Genomic DNA, 23,810 nt, shown 5'->3' with positions numbered 1-23,810 from the left:
GCTGATCACATATTCGGATAGACCGGCCCCTCACCACCCTGCGGCGGGACCCAGTTGATGTTCTGGTTCGGGTCCTTGATATCGCAGGTCTTGCAGTGGACGCAGTTCTGGGCGTTGATGACGAACGTGTCCTTCCCGTCCTTCTCCACCCATTCATAGACGCCTGCCGGACAGTAGCGGGTCGACGGACCGGCATAGATGTCGTGTTCCGAACGTTTCTGCAGGCCCATGTCCTTGACCTGTAGGTGCACCGGCTGGTCTTCCTCATGATTGGTGTTCGACAGGAACACCGAGGACAGCCGGTCGAAGGTCAAAACGCCATCCGGCTTCGGATAGGCGATCGGCTTGTGCTTGGCCGCCGGCTCCAGCGATTGAGCATCGGTCTTGCCGTGCTTCAGCGTGCCGAAGAAGGAGAAGCCGAGCAGCGTATTCGTCCACATGTCGAGCCCGCCGAGGGCCACGCCAACGGCCGTGCCGAACTTCGACCACAGCGGCTTGACGTTGCGGACCTTCTTCAGGTCCTTGCCGATATCGCTGGCGCGCCATTCGTTTTCGATCTCGACAACTTCGTCATTGGCGCGGCCGGCCGCGATCGCTGCGGCGATCCTGTCGGCCGCCAACATGCCGGAAAGCACCGCATTGTGGCTGCCCTTGATGCGCGGCACGTTGACGAAGCCGGCCGAACAACCGATGAGCGCGCCGCCGGGGAAGGAGAGCTTCGGCACCGATTGATAGCCGCCTTCGGTGATGGCACGGGCGCCATAGGAGATGCGCTTGCCGCCTTCGAAGGTGCCGCGGATCGCCGGATGCGTCTTGAAGCGCTGGAACTCTTCGAAAGGATAGAGATAAGGATTCTTGTAGTTGAGGTGGATGACAAAGCCGACGGCGACGAGATTGTCTTCGAGATGATAAAGGAAGGAGCCGCCGCCGGTCTTCATGCCAAGCGGCCAGCCGAAGGAGTGCTGCACGAGGCCTTCCTTGTGCTTCTCGGGCCTCACCTGCCAGAGTTCCTTGATGCCGATGCCGAACTTTTGCGGCTCGCGGCCCTTCTGCAGGTCGAACTTGGCGATGAGCTGCTTGGCGAGCGAGCCGCGCACGCCTTCGCCGATCAGCACATATTTGCCCGTCAGCGCCATGCCGCGGGTGTAATTCGGGCCGGGCTCACCATTCTTCTCGATGCCCATGTCGCCGGTGGCGACGCCGATGACGGCGCCTTGGTCATTATAAAGCACTTCGGTTGCGGCAAAGCCGGGATAGATCTCGACGCCCAGCGCCTCGGCCTTCTCGGCGAGCCAGCGACAGACATTACCGAGCGAGACGATGTAGTTGCCGTGATTGTTCATCAGCGGCGGCATCAGTGCATTCGGCAGGCGGATGGAGCCGGCGGGTCCGAGGAACAGGAAGTGATCGTCCGTCACCTCGGTCTTGAAGGGATGGCCTTCCTCTTGACGCCAGCCGGGCAGCAGGCGGTCGATGCCGATCGGATCGACCACGGCGCCCGACAGGATATGCGCGCCGACTTCCGCTCCCTTTTCGAGCACGACGACGGTGAGATCGGGATTGACCTGCTTCAGGCGGATCGCCGCCGAAAGACCTGCCGGCCCCGCGCCGACGATCACCACATCGAATTCCATGCTCTCGCGTTCAGGCAGCTCGCTAACGTCAGTCATTCACTCTGTCTCCGATTGGCCAGGCTCCGGTTGATTGGGCGCGGCCTTCTCCCTTTTTTGGGCGTCTCCCCGTTTGGCTATCTCTTGTCAAAACGGGAGAGGATTGTCGAGCCGGGAAGCGACAGCCGATCCTCCAATTCGCACAACTGGCGTGAAAATTAAAATCACCTTACGTCAACGTCAATGTGCACGTGCTTGCTGTTTGCTGTTTATTAGCTTCCAAAAAGCATTCGCGGCATTCTATAAAACCCATTGGAAGCATCCGGACAGCGTAAGGAGTGAACAAGATGGATCTCGGCATCATGGGAAAGCGAGCGCTGGTTCTGGCTTCGTCCAAGGGGCTTGGCCATGGCATAGCCGTCGCGCTGGCGCGCGAAGGGGCAAATGTCCTGCTCTGCGGTCGCAGCGGTGAGAGGCTGGAGAGCAATTGCAAGGCGATCAACGCCGAAGGACAAGGCCGGGCCGATTGGATCTGGGCCGATCTTAACGACGAGATGTTCGTCGAGACCGTCAGCAAAGCGGTCACCGAAAAGCTCGGCGGCCTCGACATTCTCGTCAACAATACCGGCGGGCCGACGCCGGGAACCTCGGAAGATATGACTTCGGACAAGCTGGAAACCTATTTCCTGTCGATGGTGGCGCGGGTCATCGCGCTGACCAATGCGCTGCTTCCGGGCATGAAGACGCAGGGTTGGGGCCGCATCCTGACCGTCGCCTCCTCCGGCGTCATCGAACCGATCCCCAATCTTGCCCTTTCCAATACGCTGCGTCCTGCGCTTGCCGGCTGGAGCAAGACGTTGGCGGCGGAAGTGGCAGCGCATGGCATTACCGTGAATATGTTGCTGCCCGGCAGCATCGCCACCGACCGGCTGGCCGACCTTGATAGCGCGGCAGCCAAACGCAGCGGTAAAAGCCTGGAGGAAATCGAGGCCGAGCGGCAACAGCGCATTCCCGCCGGCCGTTATGGCCGGGTCGAGGAATTTGCGGCGACGGCCGCCTTTCTTTGCAGCGAACCCGCAAGCTATGTCACCGGCTCGATGATCCGCTGCGACGGGGGTGCGGCACGTTCTCTTTGAATGCGCGCTCAACGAAGGAGGCATTCATCCTCAGAAAAGCGACCTTCTGAACACAATCGCGTGAGAAACGAATTGGCTAGTGCCAAGCCCAAACCTGTGGATTCCGGACGGGTGAAGGCAAAAGACCGGCATTTCTCAGCCTTTATTACATAGCGGCAATCAAAAAATAGTCATTTCAACTATCTATTGCACTGCAAACGGAAGCTTACCGGCAAAGCTTTCCAACTGTTAATTTTCCACCCTGTCGAACAGATGGTAGGTTACTGCGAACTAGCGTTCATCAATTCACGTTATAGGGACAGAATACCGAACGTTAGCGGTACCGGCGATGTGATGGATTATGGCGAAACGCGCCTTTTTTGCGCTGCGATAAACCCACTTCGAGGTCACCGCATTTCCTGCAACTCGCCTCGATCGGTTTTTAAAATATGAAGAAATTTGGGCTCTTCCTCTGCCTTCTCGCTGTTGCAGCTCTTGGAGTCTGGAGCTACCGCGACCGTATCCCCTTTATGTCCGATTTAATCGACAGGGCGTCCGCCAAGACCGAGGATAGCAGCAAGGCTGCGGATGCCGCCGGCCACGCCAGGCGCCAGGCTGCGCCGCAAGTGGTCAAAACCGTGGCGGTCACGAAAACGACGCTCGCCAACGACGTTACCGCCACCGGCTGGGCCGATGCGCAGGATACGACCACAATCGCCGCGCAGGAGTCCGGCATCATCACCTCGATAGCAGCTCAGGATGGCGCCATGGTCAAGGCCGGCGACCTGATCGCCAAGCTCGATCCGCGCACGGCCCAGGCCGCCGTCGACAAGGACCAGGCAACGCTTGCCAAGGACCAGGCGACGCTCACCGAAGCCGAAGCGGCACTGACGCGGGCCAAGACCCTCCTGAATAACGCCGGCACACAGCAGACGGTAGACCAGGCGGTCGCAGCGCGCGATACGGCTGTCGCGACGGTCAACGGCGACAAGGCGCAGCTCGCATCTGATCAGGTTCTGCTCGAGCACACTGAGATCCGCGCGCCCTATGATGGCCGTCTCGGCGACGTCGCCCTCAGCGTCGGCGCCTATGTGAGCCCCGGCACCGCAATCGTATCGATCGCCCAGTACGATCCGATCTATGTCAAGTTCCACCTGCAGGAGAGCCACCTGCGCGAGCTGGAGGAGGCGATGAAGGCCGGAACCGTTCCCGTCAGCACCGTACCCCGGTCGGAACAAGGCAAGTCGCGCCAGGGCGCGATGAGCTTTTATGACAACCAGGTCGATGCCGCATCCGGCACAATCCTCGCCAAGGCGAAGTTCAACAATGCCAACGGTGCCATCTGGCCCGGCCAGTCGGTCAACATCGTCGTGCATTTCAACGACAACCAGCCTGTTCTCGTCGCACCCACCGTTGCCATTAGCCCCGGCCCGGACGGCTTCTTTGCCTTTGTCGTCAAGGACAACAAGGTGCATATGACACCGGTCACCGTTGCGCGCCAGAATGGTGGGTACACCGCGATCGCCAAGGGCCTTTCTGAAGGCGACCACGTCGTAACCGAAGGACAGGTTCAGTTGAATGACGGCCAGAGCGTTGTCGAACAATTCAGCGATGCCACGCCGCAGAAAGTCGCCTCGGCTGACGATCAGTCGGGTCAGAAAACCGAAACGATCTCTGTCGGAGCGCAGCAATGATCCCCAGCTTCTGTATAAGACGGCCGGTCGCGACGACGCTTTTGGCCTTGGGGGTGGTCATGGCAGGCTGGGCAGGCTATCGCCTCGTGCCCGTGGCGGCCTTGCCTCAGGTCGACTTTCCGACGATCAACGTTACCGCGCAATTGACAGGCGCCTCGCCGCAGACCATGGCGACGTCGGTTTCGACGCCTCTGATCAAGCAGTTCGAGACCATTCCCGGCATCAGCGAAATTTCGTCGACGAACTCGCTCGGCAACACCAGCATCGTGCTGCAGTTTGATCTTAATCGCGATATCGATGCCGCTGCGGCTGACGTCCAGGCTGCAATCTCGCACGCGACACGTCAGTTGCCCGACAATCTGACCGTGCCACCAAGCTACCGCAAGACCAACCCGGCCGATGCGCCGGTCATGCTTCTGGCCGTGCAGAGCGATACGATGCCGCGCAGCAAGCTTGACGAAATCGCCGAAGACATCATCTCGCCGTCTCTGTCCACGCTTCCGGGCGTGGCGGAAGTGACGGTGTTCGGCGCCCAGACATATGCGGTGCGCGTCGAAGTCGATCCCGCCAAGCTGCAGGACCGCAGCATCGGCATCGATACGGTCAACAATGCCCTAGTCAACGCCAACAGCCAGGTTCCGGTGGGCACTCTGCAGAACAATTCGCAGAGCATGACCATCAACTCCAACACGCAGCGCACCAATGCCGCGGAGTTCCGGTCACTTGTCATCGCCAACCCGAACGGCGCGCCGATCCACCTCAGCGACGTTGCCGACGTGCAGGACAGCGTGGAAAACACCAATGCCGGCTCCTGGTATGACGGCAAGCGGGCGATCATTCTTGCCATCCAGCGCCAGCCGGATGCCAATACGGTCGATGTGGTCGACGCCATCAACGCCAAATTGCCGCAGCTACACGCGGAAATCCCGGGCTCGGTGAAGACAACCGTCATGAACGACTCAGCGCAGCCGATCCGCGCTGCGATTTCGGATGTGAAATTCACGCTGATGCTGACGATCGGCCTCGTCGTGCTGGTGATCTATCTCTTCACCGGTCATGTCACGGCAACGATCATCCCCGGCCTTGCCGTACCGCTGTCGCTTATTGCGACCTTCGGCATGATGTACATTCTCGGATATAGCATCGATAATATTTCGCTGCTCGGATTGACGCTTGCGGTCGGTCTCGTGGTGGACGACGCCATTGTCATGCTCGAAAACATACTGCGGCATGTCGAAGAAGGCATGCCCGTGCTCGAGGCAGCGCTCAAGGGCTCGGCGGAAGTCAGCTATACCATCATATCGATGTCGATTTCGCTGATCGCCGTGTTCATTCCGATCCTGCTGATGGGCGGCGTCGTCGGCCGCATCTTCAACGAGTTCGGCATGGTGGTCGCGATCGCCATCGTGTCCTCGGCCATCGTCTCCTTGAGCGTCACACCGATGCTCAGCTCGCGCCTGTCGGCCGGTCACGACCAGCCGCCGTTGCCGGTGCGTCTTTTCAACGTCGGTTTCGACTGGACCCAACGTTGTTACGACAGGGGCGTCGGCTGGTGCTTGCGCCATCGCGGTACCGTTCTTCTCTGCTTCTTCGGCTCGGTCGGTCTCTCGGCGTACCTTTTCATGGTATTGCCCGCCAGTTTCTTCCCGACCGAAGACATCGGCCGCCTGACGATCTCGACCCAGGCGCGGCAGGATATTTCCTATCCTGCAATGCAGAACCTGCAGAACCAGGCAGCGGCAATCGTAAAACAAAACCCGGCCGTCGCCCACGTCATGTCAATCGTCGGCGGCAACGTGCGCCAGCCGTTGAACAACGGCACCATGTATGTCGAGTTGAAGGCGAAGGATCAGCGTGAGCCGCTCGACAACACCCTGCGGGAGCTGCGCGCCGGCATCAGCAAGATCGCCGGCCTCAAGGCCTATATCACGCCCCAGCAAAGCTTGCGCTTCGGCGGCCGTCAGACCGCCAGCCAATACCAACTCGTCATTCAGGCGCTGAGCGCAGACCAGACCAACTTCTGGGCTAACAAGATCCAGGATGCGATGCGCCGCGATCCGCGCTTCACGGATGTTGCCTCGGACGAGCAGAACAACGCGCTGCAGGCTAATATCGTCGTCGATACCGAAAAGGCTGCCGCCTACGGCATCAACAACAATCAGCTACGCACATCACTGGAAGAAGGCTTTGGTGGTTATGCCGCGGCACAGATCCAGTCGACCGGCGACAGCTATGACGTGATCGTCGAATACGATACCAGCAAGCCCTGGGATGACCAGAAGCTGCAGGAAATCCGGATCGCCTCGGCAAGCGGCGCTCTGGTGCCGTTGTCAAATTTCGCGCATGTCGAGCGGACCACCGGCCCGGTGACCATCAACCAGACCGGCCAGCTCGTTTCGACCACCGTGTCCTTCAACCTGCCGGCCGGCGAAGCACTCGGGGACGCCACCGCCCAGATCGACCAGATCAAGAAGGACATCAACATGCCGGCGGACGTCTTCACGTCCTATGGCGGCACTGCCCAGATCTTCCAGCAGTCGCAAGGCAGCACGCCTTACCTCATCCTTGCCGCTGTGCTTACGATCTATGTGGTTCTCGGTGTTCTCTACGAGAGCTTCATCCATCCGCTGACTATCCTCTCCGGCCTGCCCGCCGCTGCACTCGGCGCGCTGCTTGCGCTGAAGGTCTTCGGCTTCGACCTGTCGATCATCGCGCTCATCGGCTTGCTGATGCTGATCGGTATCGTCAAAAAGAACGCGATCATGATGATCGACGTGGCGCTGGACACGCTTCGATCGACCGCCGGCATATCGCCGGCGGAGGCGATCCACGAAGCCTGCGTGCGCCGCTTCCGTCCGATCATGATGACGACCTTCTGCGCCCTGCTCGGCGCACTGCCGATCGCCATCGGTGGCGGTGCCAGCTCGGAACTGCGCCAGCCGCTCGGTGTTGCCGTCGTCGGCGGCCTTGTCGTCTCGCAGATCCTGACGCTGTTCATCACGCCAGTCATCTTCCTTCAGATGAATTCTCTGAGCGATTTCCTGGTTCGCCTCGGCAAGCGCAAGGGCAAGCATCAGCACGAAGAAAAAAGGCCGGCGGCCATCGCTGCCGAATGATAACGGACGGGCGCTGCGAGGCGCCCGTTTTACTTTGGCGCGATCCTGAAACCGCGAAGCGGTTTTCGGGCACGCTCCTGCGAAACAAATGCTCGTTCAAGTCTTGCACTCACAGTCCAGCCATGCCATGACGCGCCCTCTTTACGACAAGGGCGCGTCTCGCGTTCCATGAGGGGCATAGCCCCAATCCAAAAAATTTTCAGCAGAAGGGAGTGCGGGCATGGCTCGGGCGCTTGGTTTGGACTTCGGCACAACAAACACGGTTTTGGCGATGGCCGATGGTCCGGCGACGCAATCGGTCGCCTTCACCAGCGTCGCCGGCACCGCTGACAGCATGCGCACGGCCCTGTCCTTCATGAAGGATCCGGGACTGGGGGCTGCGGCGCTGAAGGTCGAGGCAGGGCATGCCGCTATCCGGCAGTTCATCGATAATCCCGGCGATTGCCGCTTTCTGCAATCGATCAAGACCTTTGCGGCAAGCGCCCTTTTCCAGGGCACGCTGATCTTCGCCAAACGCCACACCTTCGAGGACCTGATGGAGATCTTCGTGCGCCGGCTGCGCGCTTATGCCGGCGAGGGCTGGCCGACGGATGTTGGCCGCATCGTCGCGGGCCGGCCGGTGCATTTTGCCGGTGCCAATCCGAATGCATCGCTCGCCACAGCCCGCTATAACGAGGCGCTGTCGCGCTTCGGCTTTCCTGAAATCCATTATGTCTACGAGCCGGTGGCAGCCGCCTTCTATTTCGCCCAGCATCTGACAGCGGACGCGACCGTGCTGGTCGCCGATTTCGGCGGCGGCACCACGGACTATTCGCTGATCCGCTTCGAGACGCACGGCGGAAAGCTGACGGCAACCCCGATCGGCCATTCCGGCGTCGGCATCGCCGGCGATCACTTCGACTTCCGGATGATCGACAACATCGTATCGCCGGCGATCGGCAAGGGCAGCCTCTTCAAGAGCTTCGACAAATTGCTGGAAGTACCCACCTCCTACTATGCCAATTTCGGCCGCTGGAATCAGCTTTCGATCTTCAAGACCTCGCGCGAATATGCCGATCTGAAGGCGCTGGTGCGCAGCAGCCTGGAGCCGGAAAAGCTGGAGACCTTTATCGAGCTCGTCGAACACGACGAAGGCTATCCGCTCTATCAAGCGGTGTCGGCGACGAAGATGGCGCTTTCGGCCAACGAGGAAGCTGAATTCAACTTCCCGCCGCTCGGCAGCGCCGGCCGAAAAACAGTGCGCCGCGCCGATTTCGAAAGCTGGATCGCCGACGATCTCGCCCGCATCGAAGGCGCGCTTGACGACGTGCTGGCGACGACCAACACAGCGCCGGAAGCCATCGACAAGGTATTCCTTACCGGCGGCACCTCTTTCGTGCCCGCGGTGCGCCGCATCTTCACCGAACGCTTCGGTCAGGAACGGATCGAAACCGGCGGCGAGCTGCTGTCGATCGCTCACGGCCTCGCTTTGATCGGCGAGCGCGACGACATCAGCCAGTGGACGGCGTGAGGGTGGAGAACGCCCTGCCCTTTCGTTCTTCCGCTGCTTTGGTTAGAGTTCGCCAATGATCTCCGCCAACGACCTCACTCCGGCCGAACTTGCCGCTCTTCTGCATTTTCATGCGGATGCCGGCGTCGAATGGCTGCTGGAAGAGGAGGCCGTCGACCGCTTTGCCGAATTCGAAACGATGAAGGCCGCTCGCCAAGGCACCCGGCCAGTCCAGCCGCGCGCCGAGACACCCCAGCCCGTCACAAGGCCATCAACACAGCCGGAACGTCGCCAGGCCGTGCAACCGGCTGCCCCGCCGATGTCGCCGCGAAGCACACCGGCCATCCCTGACGAGCAAGCCATTGAACAGGCCCGATTCGCCGCCGAAAGCGCCCGGTCGCTCAGCGAACTCAAGACGGCGCTGGAGGCCTTCAACGGCTGCAACTTGAAAAACAGCGCGCGCTCGACCATTTTCGCCAGCGGCAGCGCCGAAGGCCGTATCATGGTGATCGGCCCGATGCCCAGCGCCGACGACGACCGCGAAGGCCTGCCCTTTGCCGGACGAACCGGACAATTGCTCGACAAGATGCTGGGCGCCATCGGCCTGCAGCGCGACGGCATCCTGCTCACCAATGTCATTCCCTGGCGCCCGCCGGGAAATCGCGCGCCGTCGGCTCCGGAAGTCGAGATCTGCCGCCCCTTCATCGAACGGCAGATTGCGCTGGCGGAGCCGAAAGCCTTGCTGCTGCTCGGCAATTTCACCGCTCGTCATTTCTTCGAAAGCAACGAAACTATTCACGGCCTGCGCGGACAGTGGCGGGACGTGACGATCGCCGGCCGAGCGATACCAGCAATCGCCAGCCTCCATCCTCAGGAACTGCTGACGGCTCCTATCAATAAGCGATTGGCGTGGAATGATCTTCTGAGCTTCAAAATTCGTGTCAGCGCCAAGATTTCGGACTAATTTTTCATCGATATTAACGGAAGATGAAACTTGCCATGCGTTCTTTGCATGGCAGTATTCCGGCCTTGTGCATTGCAGAATCAATGCTGCATTGCAATATATGCGGTGTGTCTTGGGAGGAAATTTGAAAGGAACCAAGGCCATGACTGCTCGTTTCCGTCCTATCCATAGCGGGTTTGATACCCTGCGTCGCGTTATCGTACCTGTACGCGCCACCAATGGCCATCGCAGCCTCGGCATCGCCGCCAATGAGCAGATGACTGCTCGCGGCACCGGAATGTCTGCCCGCGTTGCACGTCCGACCGCTATTTTCGCCGATTTCCGTGAGTGCTAACACCGTGTCTTTAGGCTTGCGCTCGCTTTGCACCCTTATCGACTCCGTCGGCCATATTGGCGCAGCGGTGCGCGCGGCGGAGGAATTCGAGCGCTCGCGCAGCCTGCGCAAGGCCGAAAAGAGCGAACTCAGCCGCGCACGCGCGGCGGCTGCCGGCATCCCCTTGTAGGTTTGGAAAGGGTGAGATCGATGATCCCGTCCCTTTTGCTTCGGATTTTATAAGAGATTTTTCATGAAGAGCAGCGCCGGGCCTAGCTGGCGTTTCTATTTGGCTCAGTGCTCTGAAACCGCACATGCCGCTGCCGATTGCGCCCAGGTAAAAGCTTCATCCACGGCAGCGAGTTTCACGGCCTGCCAGCGGCAATATTCGTCAAGAAAGTCACGAGACATCCAAAGCTGTGTCTTTTTCGATTCGTCGTACCAGCCCAAACTGCCGCCATCGATAGCCTTGCGCAGAAGGCGCTGCAAATGGGTGCGCGACATCATGAATTGTGCAGCGATTGCCCGTGTATCTATGCGCCCAAGATTGACGCGTCCGTCCACTTCCGTACTCAGATCCAGCCGGGCGACGAGATGGTCCATCACAAGGCCCCCCGCTTCCGTCCAGAGAAACAAACCGACCCGCTCCGGCGGCTCGCGCCAGGCTGATGTCTCCAGGCAGCGGCGCGCCATGCGCGGCTGCGCGAGATCGATCAGTACCGGATGAGCGGCAAGCGTCGCGGCACGGCCACCATTGTCGAGCAGATCGAGTGCCGCGAGATTGGCGAGATACCAACTGAACATTGCGGTTTGACTGACTTCGGCCGGCTCGTAGCGGCGCGGACGTCGGACAACGCCAGCGGCGGGAACGAGGAAGCGATACGTCAGCAGTTCTTCGATATAGCTCAGCACGGTGTTGCGGCTTGCGACGCGGTATTGTGTGATGACATCCCGAAGCTTGACGACGGTCAGGCCGGAGCCGGCGACGGCAGGGTCATATTCCAGATGAAGTGCATAGGCCGTTTGGGTCAGGAGCCAGCGCTGATGCGAGGCCAACAGCCGTGCAATCCGCGGTCCGCTATCGTAGCGATCCCGCAAAGCCTCCGCCAAAAACCGCAGGGAGGATACCAGTTCGGGATGGGAAGCAAGTTGCTCGACGGAAAAGCTCAATCGGGCCTCCTTATGGCGCCCTTCTAAAAATACCGATCGGAAGGAATTGTTCTCATTTTTTAAATAAACTGCGGCTTCAGATCGCAGCTCCGATATCAGATAGCATGCTATAGTTCCGTGAAAATACTGTTATCGCAAGAAGTTAAACAAATAATTTAGCTTTAAAACCATTCTTTCACCATCATCTTTTTTAGTTGCTTGCGAGACGGGGCATAGATCGACCACCCGCGCCATAGGCCGTCGCGATTGATCGCGCATCATTGCTGGGTTAGGGCAAGATGCGTTTCACGATGCGCATCTGCTTCAACCAATCGACCGGAATCCCGCTTCAATGCTGGCAAGCCTCGTCTCGATCGCCAGTCTGATGTTGTCAACGCTGTTGATGATGGTCGGCTATGGCTTGATGAACTTCGTCGTCCCGATCCGCTCCGTGGCGGAAGGCTGGTCGACCTTCACCATTTCGGTGATCGCCACCGGTTACACCTTCGGCTTCACCATATCCTGCATCGTCACGCCGCGCTTCGTGCAACGGGTGGGACATGTGCGCGTATTCGGCGCCTTGATCTCGCTGCTCAGCATCGGCATTCTGCTATGCGCATTGATGGTCGATTGGCGCGCCTGGCTGGCTTTCCGTTGCATCAGCGGCTTCGGCATCGCCGGCGCCTATCTCATCATCGAAAGCTGGTTGAACGAGCGCGTCACCAACGCCAATCGCGCGACCATCTTCTCGGTCTACATGATCACTTCCCTGATCGGCTCGATCGGCGGTCAATATCTGGTGCCGCTCGGCGATCCCAGCAACACCTCACTTTTCATTTTGTGCGGCGTCATCTTCGCGCTCGCCATGCTGCCGACGGCGCTGTCGACCGCCAAGTCGCCCACGCCGATCCATCAGGCCAAATTCGACCTGCCGAAACTTTACCGGCTATCGCCGATCGCCTTCATCGGCTCTCTGCTGTCGGGCGCCCTTTCCGGCACCTGGAGCAGCCTTGGCGGCGTCTATACCCAGAATGTCGGCATGAACACGGCGGAGGGCGCGACGCTGCTGGCCTGCGTGCTCGCCGGCGGCGCAGTATCGCAAATGCCGATCGGCCGCATATCGGACCTGACAGACCGTCGCTACGTGATGATCGTCTGCGGCATTGTCGGCGTCCTTGCCTGCGGCATCATGACGTTGTTCGACGTGCATGCGCAGTTAACGTTCTATATTGCCGGCTTCTTCATCGGTACCGTGCTCTATCCGATCTATGCACTCAATGTCGCCCATGCCAATGACCGCGCGGCGCCGGATGAATATGTCACCATTTCCAGTGGCATCATGCTGCTCTACGGGTTAGGCACGGTCTCGGGGCCGCTGATCGGCGGGGCGATGATGCAAGTCGCAGGCCCATCCGGCCTTCTCTGGTTCCTGGCTCTCTTCTTTGCGCTCTATGCCGGCTATGCCGGTTGGCGCATCGCCAGGCGCAAACCGAACGAGGGACGCGTCGAAAAGACGGATTTCCAGTCCATACCTCTGCCTGTCCGCGGCAGCGAATCTACGGTCCGCACGATGCAGTCTACGGCCGACTGATGTCGTCGGATCTGCCGACCAAGATGTGCGCTCGCCAATCCGAAGGCATGACGCAGAGTAGCTACCACCACAATAACGGCGCCATCATCGCTTGCGCCAAGACGCTCGGTCGTGAAACCCATGATGGCCTTGGATAGTATGGGTCGTCGTACAGCAAACGGAAGCCCACGACGCGATCAAGGCGACGTTCAACCTGAAATGAAACGTCGCCTTCCTGATCAAATACTTTGCTCGCCATCACGAATTGTCGCGGCCTAATGATATGACTTTAACTTTGGTTCAGATTTCGATGTAATGATGCGCGCGGATTTCCTTCCGGAGCGCTGCTTCGGATCGACGCCGCCCGCCGCAGTATAAGCCTGATCAGGATAGACCATGCGAACAGACACCGGCCAGATCGTCCATCTGGCAGATTATCGTCCCACCGACTTCGTTCTGGAACGCGTGGACCTCACCTTCGATCTGCATCCGACCGAGACCAAGGTCGAAGCGCGGCTGATCTTTCATCGCCGCGAAGGTACCGACATTAAGGCGCCGCTTGTGCTCGATGGCGACGAGCTCAGCCTATCGGGGCTGCTGCTTGATCAGGTCGATGTCCCGGCTGGGCAATTCGAGGCGACAGCGGACAGCCTGACCGTTCGCGACCTGCCGGAAAGCACACCTTTCGAGCTGACGATCACTACGATCATCAACCCCGAAGCCAACACGCAATTGATGGGGCTCTATCGCACTGGCAGCATCTATTGCACCCAATGCGAGGCCGAGGGCTTCCGCCGCATCACCTATTTCCCCGATCGCCCCGATGTTCTTGCTCCCTACACGGTCAATATCATCGCGGATAAAGCCGCCAATCCGCTGCTGTTGTCGAACGGCAATTTTCTTGGCGGTGCCGGCTATGGCGAAGGCAAGCATTTCGCCGCCTGGTTCGATCCGCATCCGAAGCCAAGCTATCTCTTTGCGCTTGTCGCGGGCGATCTCGGCGTGGTCGAGGATACGTTCGTCACGATGTCCGGCCGGGAAGTGGCGCTGAAGATCTATGTCGAACACGGCAAGGAGCCACGCGCTGCTTATGCCATGGATGCGCTGAAGCGCTCGATGAAATGGGATGAGGAGCGGTTCGGCCGCGAATACGATCTCGATATCTTCATGATCGTCGCCGTCTCCGATTTCAACATGGGGGCGATGGAGAACAAGGGCCTCAACGTCTTCAACGACAAATATGTGCTGGCTGATCCGGAACTCGCCACCGATGCCGACTATGCCAATATCGAGGCGATCATAGCGCATGAATATTTCCATAATTGGACCGGCAATCGCATCACCTGCCGCGACTGGTTTCAGCTCTGCCTCAAGGAAGGCCTGACGGTCTATCGCGACCACGAATTTTCGGCCGATCAGCGCTCGCGGCCGGTCAAGCGCATCGCCGAAGTCCGCCATCTGAAATCGGAACAGTTTCCGGAAGACAGCGGGCCGCTTGCTCATCCGGTGCGCCCGACGAAATACCGCGAAATCAATAACTTCTATACGACGACGGTCTACGAGAAGGGCAGCGAAGTCACGCGCATGATCGCCACGCTCCTCGGCCGCGATCTGTTCAAGAAGGGCATGGATCTCTATTTCGACCGTCACGATGGCCAGGCTGTAACGATTGAGGATTTCATCAAATGTTTCGAAGATGCGAGCGGGCGTGACCTGACGCAATTTTCGCTTTGGTATCATCAGGCCGGCACGCCGCTGGTGACCGCTTCCGGCACCTATGACGCGGCAGCCAAGACTTTTGCTCTTTCGCTCGAGCAGATGGTCCCAGCCACTCCCGGCCAGGCGAATAAGGAACCGATGCATATTCCGCTGCGCACCGCGCTTTTCGCCGCGGATGGGGCATTGTTGGCGCCGACATCGGTCACCGGCGCGGAACTGACCGACGATGTCCTGCACCTGACTGCGCGGACGCAGACCGCTGTCTTCCACGGCATTCCTTCGCGGCCGGTGTTGTCGCTGAACCGCAGCTTCTCGACGCCGATCAATCTTCAACTCAGCCAGAGCGCCAAGGACTTGGCGCTGATCGCTCGCTATGAAACCGACCATTTCGCCCGCTGGCAGGCGTTGATCGACCTTGGCCTTCCCAACCTGCTGCAAGCCGCTCGCGACGCGCGTCAGGGCATTCCGGTCACGTGCGACTCAGCCTTCGTCGATGCGCTTCTTGCGGCGGCAAGCGATGAAAGCCTGGAGCCAGCCTTTCGCGCCCAGGCGCTCGCCCTGCCGAGTGAGGCCGACATCGCCCGCGAACTCGGCGGCAACAACGATCCGGACGCGATCCATGCGGGCCGTCAGGCGATCCTTGCACTAGTCGCCGAAGCCGGAAGAAACGTCTTTGCCGCCCTCCATGACACCATGCAGACATCGGGGCCTTTCAGCCCGGATGCCGCCAGCGCCGGACGGCGAGCCTTGCGGAATACCGCGCTCACTTATCTGTCGCAGTCGGACAATGCCCCGGCTCGCGCCAAAGCAGCCTTCGATGCGGCTAACAACATGACCGATCTCAGTGCCGCTCTGACGATCCTCGCTCACCGGTTCCCGGAGACCGCAGAAGCCAAGGCTGCGCTCGCGGCCTTCCACGATCGCTTCGCGGGAAATGCGCTGGTCATCGACAAGTGGTTTGCCATTCAGGCGGCTATTCCGGGTGCTGCGACCTTGGAGCGTATCCAGGACCTGATGGAAACGCCACTTTTCAAGCGCACCAATCCGAACCGCATGCGCGCCCTCCTCGGCACCTTCGCCTTTGCCAATCCCACCGGCTTCGGTCGTGCGGATGGAGCCGGCTACCGCTTCCTCGCGCAGGAAATCCTCGACATCGACCAGCGCAACCCGCAGTTGGCGGCACGCATACTGACCTCCATGCGTTCCTGGCGCTTGCTGGAGCCAGTCCGCGCCGATCATGCCCGCTCCGCTTTGATGCAAATCGAACGCGCCGGCAACCTCTCGACAGATGTTCGCGATATCGTGGACCGCATCCTCAAGGAATGATTTTTACTTGTCTATCTAAGATCAAGGCGGGTGATTTGGGCCCGCCTTTTTCAGCCGGAACGAGTCTCCAGATACCTGCGCCTTACCATTGCGAGCATAAAAAGCACGAAATCGCAGATGGTTAAGAAAGTTTTACCTAACCCTCTGGACAAGGCGAATCACGAGTGATTCATTAAGGCAGATTCGGGCGAGCGGCGTTGCGAATCACACGAGGGACAAGGCTAGAGCGATGGTGGACGTGCGGCGGACAACCGCGGCCGATGGACGGCTGCGTGTTAATTTCGACGGTCTGAAATCCTGGCATAGCGGTGTTACCGATCGAGCGGGTGTACGGGCGGAGACGGTCTCCCGCCGTTTTCCGCAGGCGGAACATATACTGAAACGGGTAATTCCCGTCCTCATCGTCTCCTTTCTGATGGTCGTCGCCGCCTCGCATTTCTTCGGCATGATGATGGAACATGGGCGAATGGCGGCTGCGGCGCGGCGCGCGACATCGCTCTCCATTGCCGCCGCTTCTGCGGCCTTTTCCAACGATGCCAGCCTGTTCCAGGCCGGCGATAGAAACGGCGCCGAAAAGAAACTCGCGGCTTACCTTCCGCAGGACCGGCTCGACACAGGCGCATTCGTCCTGCTCGTGCAAGCGAGCGGCCGTGTCTTTGGTTCATCGGCCGCCGGCTCCGGCTATATCGGCCTGACGATCTCGGATTTCTTCCCCGAAGTGTCAACAATCAGAAGTTTCGGCGACCATGCCGGCGTCATCGAGACGATGATCGACGGTGCACCCTTCTATGCGGCGATTTCCTTGATCGGAGACAAGGGCGATTTCGTCCTCTCTGCCGCCTCAATGGAGCAGATCGACAAGCTCTGGCGCGATGAGCTGACGCTCAATGTCACGCTTTTCGCCGGCATTTCCTCCATCTTGCTCGTCATTCTCTACGCCTATTATACCCAGGTGAAACGCGCACGCGACGCCGACGAGATATTCCTCGAATCCAACCTGCGCGTCGAGACCGCGCTGTCGCGCGGGCGCTGTGGTCTCTGGGATTTCGATTTCGCCAGCCGCGAATTCTTCTGGTCGCGGTCGATGTACGACATGCTCGGCCTGCCGGCTGCCGACCGGCCGCTGTCCTTCACCGATGCGGCCCGGATGATGCATCCCGATGACAACAGCCTACATGTGCTGGCCCGATCGGTTACCCGCGGCACCGCCGGCCAGGTGGATCAGATCCTGCGCATTCGTCATGCCAAGGGACACTATGTCTGGATGCGTGCCCGCGCCCAGGTCATCCGCACCAATTCGGGTCATGTCCACATGATCGGCATCGCCATGGACGTCACCGAACAGCATCGGCTGGCACAGCGCTATGCCGAGGCCGACCAGCGCTTGGCCGATGCGATCGAGTGCACTTCGGAAGCTTTCGTGCTCTGGGACAAGAACGATCGCCTGGTCATGTGCAATGGCCATTTCCAGCAGGCTTACGGCCTTCCGGACAATGTGCTGGTGCCGGGCACGGAACGCGCCGTCGTCAATGCCGCCGCGGCCCGCCCGGTTATCGAACGGCGCATTGTCGATCCCGGCCGCTCCAACCATTCACAAACGACGGAAGTGCAGCTAGCCGATGAGCGTTGGCTGCAGATCAACGAACGCCGCACCCGTGACGGCGGCCTGGTTTCCGTCGGCACTGACATCACCCAGTTGAAGCGCAACCAGGAGCGCCTGCGCGAATCCGAGCGCCGGCTGATGGCAACGATCAACGATCTTTCCGCCTCCCGGCAGATTCTGGAGCGGCAGAAGGCGGAGCTTTCGACCGCCAACACCAACTATCTCGCGGAAAAGGAACGCGCCGAAGCGGCCAACAAGGCCAAATCAGAATTCCTCGCCAATATGTCGCATGAGCTGCGCACGCCGCTCAACGCCATCCTCGGCTTCTCCGAAATTCTGCAGGATCAGATGTTCGGTCCACTGGGCTCGGCTAAATACAATGAATATGCCAAGGATATCCACGACAGTGGCAAGCATCTGCTGAACGTCATCAACGACATTCTCGACATGTCGAAAATCGAGGCGGGCCACCTCAAGCTCTCCTGCGAACGGATCGATCTTGCGCCGCTCATCGAGGAATGCTTGCGCTTTACCGCCATTCCGGCCGCCTACAAGAATATCGTCGTCGAACAGCGCATCTCCTCCGGCATCAAGCTGACGGCCGATCGCCGCGCCATGAAGCAGATCCTGCTCAATCTCCTCTCCAATGCCGTCAAGTTCACCAATGACGGCGGCCGCATCGCGGTGCGCACGCGCAAGGTGGATGACGCAGTGATGCTGACGATCGCCGACACCGGCATCGGGATTCCGAAGTCGGCGCTCGGCAAGATCGGTCAACCGTTCGAGCAAGTGCAAAACCAATACGCCAAGAGCAAGGGAGGCTCGGGGCTTGGGCTTGCCATTTCGCGATCGCTGACGACGCTGCATCGCGGCCGCATGCGCATCCGCTCAAGTGAAGGCATCGGCACCGTGATTGCCATTCGGATTCCCGACCGGGGCTGAGCTACGCTCTCACGACCGACTGGAAGATTTTCCGCACCGCTTTCGAAAGTCGCTTCAGTTCCGCTTCCAGCGTCTTGATGTCGGGGCAATCGCCGGCGCGGCAAACCAGTTCGATCAGTCCCGAAGGGGCCTTGTCCGGATCGAACGGCCCGTCGACACAAAGCCGGATCAATTGCGACAATTCGGTATAGAGATGCAGCGCCTCCAGGCAGAGGTCGAGATCGTTGCGATCCAACAGGCTGCCGCCGAGCAGTTTCAGCGCCTCGCCGGTGCTCAGACCATTCGCGTCGATCCCGACACCGCGGGAGGGCGCGATCAGCCGCAGATATTGCGCGATGAATTCGATATCGATCAGGCCGCCGGGGATGAGCTTCAGGTGCCAAATGCTGACGGGCGGCTTTTCCTCTTCGATCAACCCTCGCATTTCCGCGACATCCTTGGCAACCTTGGGAACATCACGCTTTGCCGAGAGTACCTCGCCGATGATCCGCTCCGCATTCAACACGAGGTCCTCATCGCCGCAGATCAGGCGCGCGCGGGACAGTGCCATATGCTCCCAGGTCCAGGCCTCGCCGCGCTGATATTTTTCGAAGGAGTTGATGCGTGTTGCGACCGGACCCTTATTGCCGGACGGGCGCAGGCGCATGTCGACTTCGTATAGCACGCCTTCTGCCGTCGGCGCGGAGAGCGCCGCCATCAACCGCTGGGTGATGCGGGTAAAATAGCGCGTCGCGTCGAGCGGCTTCGGCCCCGTGGATTCGCCGGCGTCGTCGTCATAGTCGTACAGCAGGATGATATCGATGTCCGAACCTGCGGTAAGCTCGAAGCTGCCGAGTTTGCCCATCCCGACGACGGCCACGCGGCCGCCAGGATAACCGCCGTGGGCGGCCTGGATCTCCTTCATCACCGCCTTCAAGGCTGCCTCGACGATCAGATCGGCAAGATGGGTGAAGGCACGGGCAGCCATGGCGCCGGCGATGGCGCCCGTCAGCAGACGAATGCCGATCAGAAAGCGCTGTTCCGAGGCGAAGATGCGCAGCCGGTCCAGCACCTCCTCGTAATGCCCCGCCGATGCCAGAAAACTGTTGATCCGTTCGGCCAAGTAATCGCGTGTCGGCAGCTCCGCCATCAGGCCCGGGTCCAACATGCCGTCGAAGACATGCGGCTTGGCGGCGATGATTTCCGCAAGCCGCGGCGCCGATGACATGATGTTGACGATGAGCGAGAGCAGTGCGGGATTTGTGCTCAGCAGCGAGAAAAGCTGGATGCCCGCCGGTAGGCCCGAGATGAAACTGTCGAAGCGAAGCAGCGCTTCGTCGGCCCGCTTGCTCTCGCCGAACACGCGCAGCAATTCCGGCGTCAATTCGGTCAATCGCTCGCGCGCCTCGACCGATTGCGTGGCGCGATAGCGGCCGTAGTGCCATGTACGGATAACATGAGAGATATCGGAAGGACGCTCGAAGCCGAGGCGGTGCAATGTCTTCAGCGTATCGGGATCGTCGCCCTGACCGGTGAACACGAGGTTGCCAGTCCCGGTCGAAAGCTTGGTCTCCTGCTCGAACAGACGGGCATAGCGCCGCTCCACTGTCTTCAGCGTGGCAACCAGGGCCTCGGAAAAGCTGGATAGATCGGAAAAGCCCATCATGAAGGCGATGCGCTTCAGCTCGGCGTCCGTTTCAGGAAGCAGATGCGTCTGTTCGTCACGCACCATCTGGATGCGATGTTCGACATCGCGCAGAAACCAATAGGCCTCCGTCAGTTCATCGCGCGTTTCCGCGTCTATCCATTTCGCTTTCGTCAGCTCCGCCAACGTTCCCTCAGTGGCGCGGCCGCGCAGCGCCGGCATGCGGCCGCCGGCGATCAACTGCTGTGTCTGCACGAAGAATTCAATCTCGCGGATGCCGCCGCGGCCAAGCTTGACGTTGTGGCCCTTCACAGCAATCGCACCATGACCCTTGTGCGCGTGGATCTGCCGTTTGATCGAATGGATGTCCGCTATCGCCGCGTAATCGAGATATTTGCGAAAAACGAAGGGCACGAGGTCGCGGATGAAGGCTTGGCCTGCGGCGATGTCCCCGCCGACGGCGCGCGCCTTGATGAAGGCGGCACGCTCCCAATTCTGCCCCCTGCCCTCGTAATAGATCATCGCCGCATCGACGGGGATGGCAAGCGGCGTGGACCCCGGGTCGGGACGCAGGCGGAGATCGGTGCGAAAGACGTAACCGTCGGCCGTGCGCTCCTGCAGGATGCGTACCAGACGGCGCATCAGCCGCGGGAAAATGTCCATCGCATCCTCGGGATTGGGAACGATGCCTGCCATTTCATCGAAGAAAACGACCAGGTCGATGTCAGAGGAATAATTCAGCTCCTCGGCGCCGAGCTTGCCCATACCCAGCACGATGAGGCCGGAGCCGCTGCTCGGTGTGCAAGGGTCGCGGACGACAATCTTGCCGGCCTCGTGCGATGATAAAAGCAGATGATCGATCGCTGCCGAAATCGAGGCTTCGGCAAGGGCGCTCAGCCAGCGCGTGGTCCTTCTTCCGTCGAAAATGCGGGCGAGATCGGCAAGCGCGATCAGGAATGATGCGCGACGTTTGGCAATGCGCAGGCGGCTCATGACCTCGGATTCCGCAGGCGGGGCCGCGCCGTCCTGCGCCGGCAACCAGGCACGGCGGGCCTCGGCCACCAGAACCTCAATCTGCGGCGACAGCGGTTTGCTGATGGCTGCGACTAGGAGCGCCGGGTCGAGATTGGCCGTTTCGCGGAGATAGGGCGAGAGTGTCAGCGCGGCGACAATAAAGTCGCGCAGGGGACCGTCGCTATTGAGAAGAGCGGCAATTGCCGGTTCCGATGCGGCGATATCCTTGAGGTCGGCAAGCGTCGCCTTCAGCTCCGTCTGATTGAGCGGGCGGAGCCGCCCGGGCGGAACATCCTGCAGAAAGTCGCTTTCCGTCGTCGTCATGCAGCTCTCCTCCTACAGCGCCCGTCAGTCCTATCGGACGTGCAAGGCACGCAGTAACATCTTGAACCTACATGATCTCTAAGATCGGAAACCGATATCGAGATCATGCATGAAGCAATCCGGTAGGGCAGGATTAATCTATTGTTCCTGCGTGGGGAAGATCATGGTTACCGTCAGGCCACGTGCGTCAGGGCTGGCCGGGTCGGTATCGGAAAGTTCCAGCCGGCCGCCATGTAGCTCCATAACGGCTTCCACCAGGGCAAGACCGAGGCCGGTGCCAGGCTTCGAGCGGCTTTCATCCAGGCGAATGAAGCGTTTGACCACTTCCGTCCGCTGGTGGGCAGGAATGCCCGGACCGTGGTCCGCGACGGCGAGGTTCACGGCATCGGGCGTCCGCGAGAGTTTCAACACGATCGCCTGTTTGCCGGGGCAACCCGAGGCATATTTGACGGCATTGTCGATCAGGTTGAAAATCGCTTGGCCGATCAGCTCACGATTGCCCTGCACCTCGACATCGGACTCGATATCGGTCGTCAGCGTCAGCCCCGCCTCCTCGGCCAGCGGCTCATAAAGCTCGGCCGTGTCCGCAACGATGGAGGAGAGGTCGACGCCGGTCATCTCGGCGGCGACGGAACCGGCTTCGACGCGGGAGATCATCAGCAGCGCATTGAATGTGCGGATCAATTGGTCGGACTCGCCGATGATGCCTTCCAGCGCAACACGGCGCCCTTCGCTGCCGGCATTGTCGAGCGCATCCGCCGCCTTGTTGCGCAGCCGCGTCAGCGGCGTCTTCAAATCATGGGCGATGTTGTCGGAGACCTGCCGTAAGCCTTCGTTCAGTTTCTCGATACGCTCCAGCATGGAGTTCAGCGATGCCGACATGCGGTCGAATTCATCGCCGGAGCCGCCCACCGGCAGCCGCTGCGAGAGATCGCCGGCCATGATCTTGCGGCTGGCGTCGGTCATGCGATCGATGCGCTTCAGCGCATTACGGCCGATGCCGAACCAGATGACGAGCGCGCCGAGGCCCATGATCGCCAGCGCCAGCATCAAGGCCTGCCGCACGAGCACCCGGAATCGCTCCGGCTCGCCAAGGTCGCGGCCGATCAGGATGCGTAGGCCGTTGTCGAGAAGAAAGATATTGGCGATCGCCAGATGCCGTCGTTCGGGATCGGTGCCGGTGTCGGTGTAGCGTTCATAGATGAAGGGCAATTCCGTCCAACCGGCTTCGCCGAGGACGCCGGGTTGTACCGACGCGACGTTGCCGGCGAGAATATCGCCGGAGGGACTGGCAATGACATAAAGATTGGCGCCCGGCTGGCGGGCGCGGCGTTCCATCGTGCGCAGCAGCAGGTTCAGGCCGCCGACATCATAAGCTCGCTTGACCTGATTAACCTCCTGCTGCACGGCATCGCGGATCTGCTCGGTCAGCAACCGCTCCGACATGGCCGTTACGTAGAAGACGAGCGTGGCGGCGCAGAGCGCAAAGAGGAGGATGTAAAGGGCGGACAGACGAACTGCAGTAGACTTGAAGAGAACGCGAAAGCGGCTCATCCCTCGTCCTTGATCATGTAGCCGGCGCCGCGGATCGTCTTCAACAGCGGCTGGCTGAAGTCTTTTTCGATCTTCGAACGCAGGCGCGAGACGTGCACGTCGATCACGTTCGTCTGAGGATCGAAATGGTAATCCCAGACGTTTTCGAGAAGCATGGTGCGCGTCACCACCTGGCCGGCATTCTTCATCAGATATTCGAGCAGGCGGAACTCTCGCGGTTGCAGAAGGATCTCCTTGCCGCCGCGGCGAACCTCATGCGACAGCCGGTCGAGCTCCAGATCGCCGACACGATAGAGCACATCCTGTTCGGGCGTGCCCTTGCGGCGGCCGAGAACTTCGACGCGGGCGAGCAATTCGCTGAACGCGTAGGGCTTCGGCAGATAGTCGTCGCCGCCGGCACGCAGGCCGGTGACGCGGTCGTCGACCTGGCCGAGAGCTGAGAGAATGAGAACCGGCGTATGCACGCCCTTGCGACGCAGCTCGCTGATGACGGAAAGACCATCACGGCGCGGCAGCATGCGATCGATGATGGCGACATCGTAGACATTCTCGGTAGCCATGAAGAGGCCGCTCTCACCGTCGCTCGCATGGTCCGCGACAATACCGGCCTCGCGAAACGCCTTGGTGAGATAGGCGGCAGCCTCGAGATCGTCTTCGATGATCAAAATCTTCATGTGGGCGACA

At 60.2% G+C, this 23,810-nt stretch carries 16 protein-coding genes; 11 read left to right on the top strand and 5 right to left on the bottom strand.

The window, feature by feature from the left end; genetic code table 11:
- Positions 1–5: 5 nt before the first annotated feature.
- Positions 6–1,670: an electron transfer flavoprotein-ubiquinone oxidoreductase gene (locus tag QA646_RS03390; protein ID WP_283057604.1), complete on the bottom strand. Its 1,665-nt coding sequence runs from the start codon at positions 1,668–1,670 to the stop codon at positions 6–8.
- A 287-nt stretch (positions 1,671–1,957) separates the two neighbouring features.
- Between QA646_RS03390 and QA646_RS03385 the strand changes: the two genes are divergently transcribed.
- From QA646_RS03385 to QA646_RS03355, 7 genes are all read left to right on the top strand, one after another.
- Positions 1,958–2,746: an SDR family oxidoreductase gene (locus tag QA646_RS03385; RefSeq protein WP_283057603.1), complete on the top strand. Its 789-nt coding sequence runs from the start codon at positions 1,958–1,960 to the stop codon at positions 2,744–2,746.
- A gap of 428 nt (positions 2,747–3,174) precedes the next feature.
- Positions 3,175–4,419 carry an efflux RND transporter periplasmic adaptor subunit gene (locus tag QA646_RS03380; RefSeq protein ID WP_283057602.1) on the top strand — a complete coding sequence of 415 codons (1,245 nt, stop codon included), beginning with the start codon at positions 3,175–3,177 and terminating at the stop codon, positions 4,417–4,419.
- Entirely contained in the window at positions 4,416–7,535 is a 3,120-nt protein-coding gene (locus QA646_RS03375; protein ID WP_283057600.1) for an efflux RND transporter permease subunit, read from the top strand. Before QA646_RS03380 ends, QA646_RS03375 begins: the two co-directional genes overlap by 4 nt.
- A gap of 220 nt (positions 7,536–7,755) precedes the next feature.
- Positions 7,756–9,045, top strand: coding sequence for an Hsp70 family protein (locus QA646_RS03370; RefSeq protein ID WP_283057599.1), 1,290 nt, complete (start codon positions 7,756–7,758; stop codon positions 9,043–9,045).
- Between the two features lie 55 nt (positions 9,046–9,100).
- Positions 9,101–9,988, top strand: a complete 888-nt coding sequence (locus QA646_RS03365; RefSeq protein WP_283057597.1) for a uracil-DNA glycosylase — start codon at positions 9,101–9,103, stop codon at positions 9,986–9,988.
- Positions 9,989–10,130: 142 nt separating this feature from the next.
- Positions 10,131–10,322, top strand: a complete 192-nt coding sequence (locus tag QA646_RS03360; RefSeq protein WP_283057596.1) for a hypothetical protein — start codon at positions 10,131–10,133, stop codon at positions 10,320–10,322.
- A gap of 4 nt (positions 10,323–10,326) precedes the next feature.
- Complete coding sequence (locus QA646_RS03355) at positions 10,327–10,491, top strand: hypothetical protein (protein ID WP_283057595.1); 165 nt, start codon at positions 10,327–10,329, stop codon at positions 10,489–10,491.
- A gap of 104 nt (positions 10,492–10,595) precedes the next feature.
- Here the strand turns inward: QA646_RS03355 and QA646_RS03350 are convergent, their stop codons facing one another.
- Positions 10,596–11,471, bottom strand: coding sequence for a hypothetical protein (locus QA646_RS03350; RefSeq protein WP_283057594.1), 876 nt, complete (start codon positions 11,469–11,471; stop codon positions 10,596–10,598).
- A 331-nt stretch (positions 11,472–11,802) separates the two neighbouring features.
- Between QA646_RS03350 and QA646_RS03345 the strand changes: the two genes are divergently transcribed.
- The 4 genes from QA646_RS03345 (at position 11,803) to QA646_RS03330 (ending at position 18,610) form a co-directional block, all read left to right on the top strand.
- A complete protein-coding gene (locus QA646_RS03345; protein ID WP_283057593.1) occupies positions 11,803–13,041 on the top strand; it encodes an MFS transporter in 1,239 nt (412 codons plus the stop codon).
- Positions 13,041–13,178 (top strand): hypothetical protein, encoded by a 138-nt coding sequence (locus tag QA646_RS03340; protein WP_283057592.1) that lies wholly within the window; start codon positions 13,041–13,043, stop codon positions 13,176–13,178. The genes QA646_RS03345 and QA646_RS03340 overlap by 1 nt, the downstream gene beginning before the upstream one ends.
- Positions 13,179–13,416: 238 nt before the next feature.
- Positions 13,417–16,065, top strand: coding sequence for an aminopeptidase N (gene pepN, locus QA646_RS03335; protein WP_283057591.1), 2,649 nt, complete (start codon positions 13,417–13,419; stop codon positions 16,063–16,065).
- A gap of 229 nt (positions 16,066–16,294) precedes the next feature.
- Positions 16,295–18,610, top strand: coding sequence for a PAS domain-containing sensor histidine kinase (locus QA646_RS03330; protein WP_283057589.1), 2,316 nt, complete (start codon positions 16,295–16,297; stop codon positions 18,608–18,610).
- 1 nt (position 18,611) lies between these two features.
- Here QA646_RS03330 and QA646_RS03325 read toward each other — a convergent pair whose 3' ends face one another.
- From QA646_RS03325 to QA646_RS03315, 3 genes are all read right to left on the bottom strand, one after another.
- On the bottom strand, positions 18,612–21,572 hold the full coding sequence (locus QA646_RS03325; protein WP_283057587.1) for a bifunctional [glutamine synthetase] adenylyltransferase/[glutamine synthetase]-adenylyl-L-tyrosine phosphorylase: 2,961 nt from the start codon (positions 21,570–21,572) through the stop codon (positions 18,612–18,614).
- Between the two features lie 138 nt (positions 21,573–21,710).
- Entirely contained in the window at positions 21,711–23,126 is a 1,416-nt protein-coding gene (locus QA646_RS03320; RefSeq protein WP_283057586.1) for an ATP-binding protein, read from the bottom strand.
- A complete protein-coding gene (locus QA646_RS03315; RefSeq protein WP_205587436.1) occupies positions 23,123–23,800 on the bottom strand; it encodes a response regulator transcription factor in 678 nt (225 codons plus the stop codon). The genes QA646_RS03320 and QA646_RS03315 overlap by 4 nt, the downstream gene beginning before the upstream one ends.
- Positions 23,801–23,810 lie beyond the last annotated feature (10 nt).

This window comes from Rhizobium sp. CB3090 (assembly GCF_029714285.1).
GTDB lineage: Bacteria > Pseudomonadota > Alphaproteobacteria > Rhizobiales > Rhizobiaceae > Rhizobium.
This window is presented reverse-complemented; position numbering and strand designations above follow the sequence as displayed.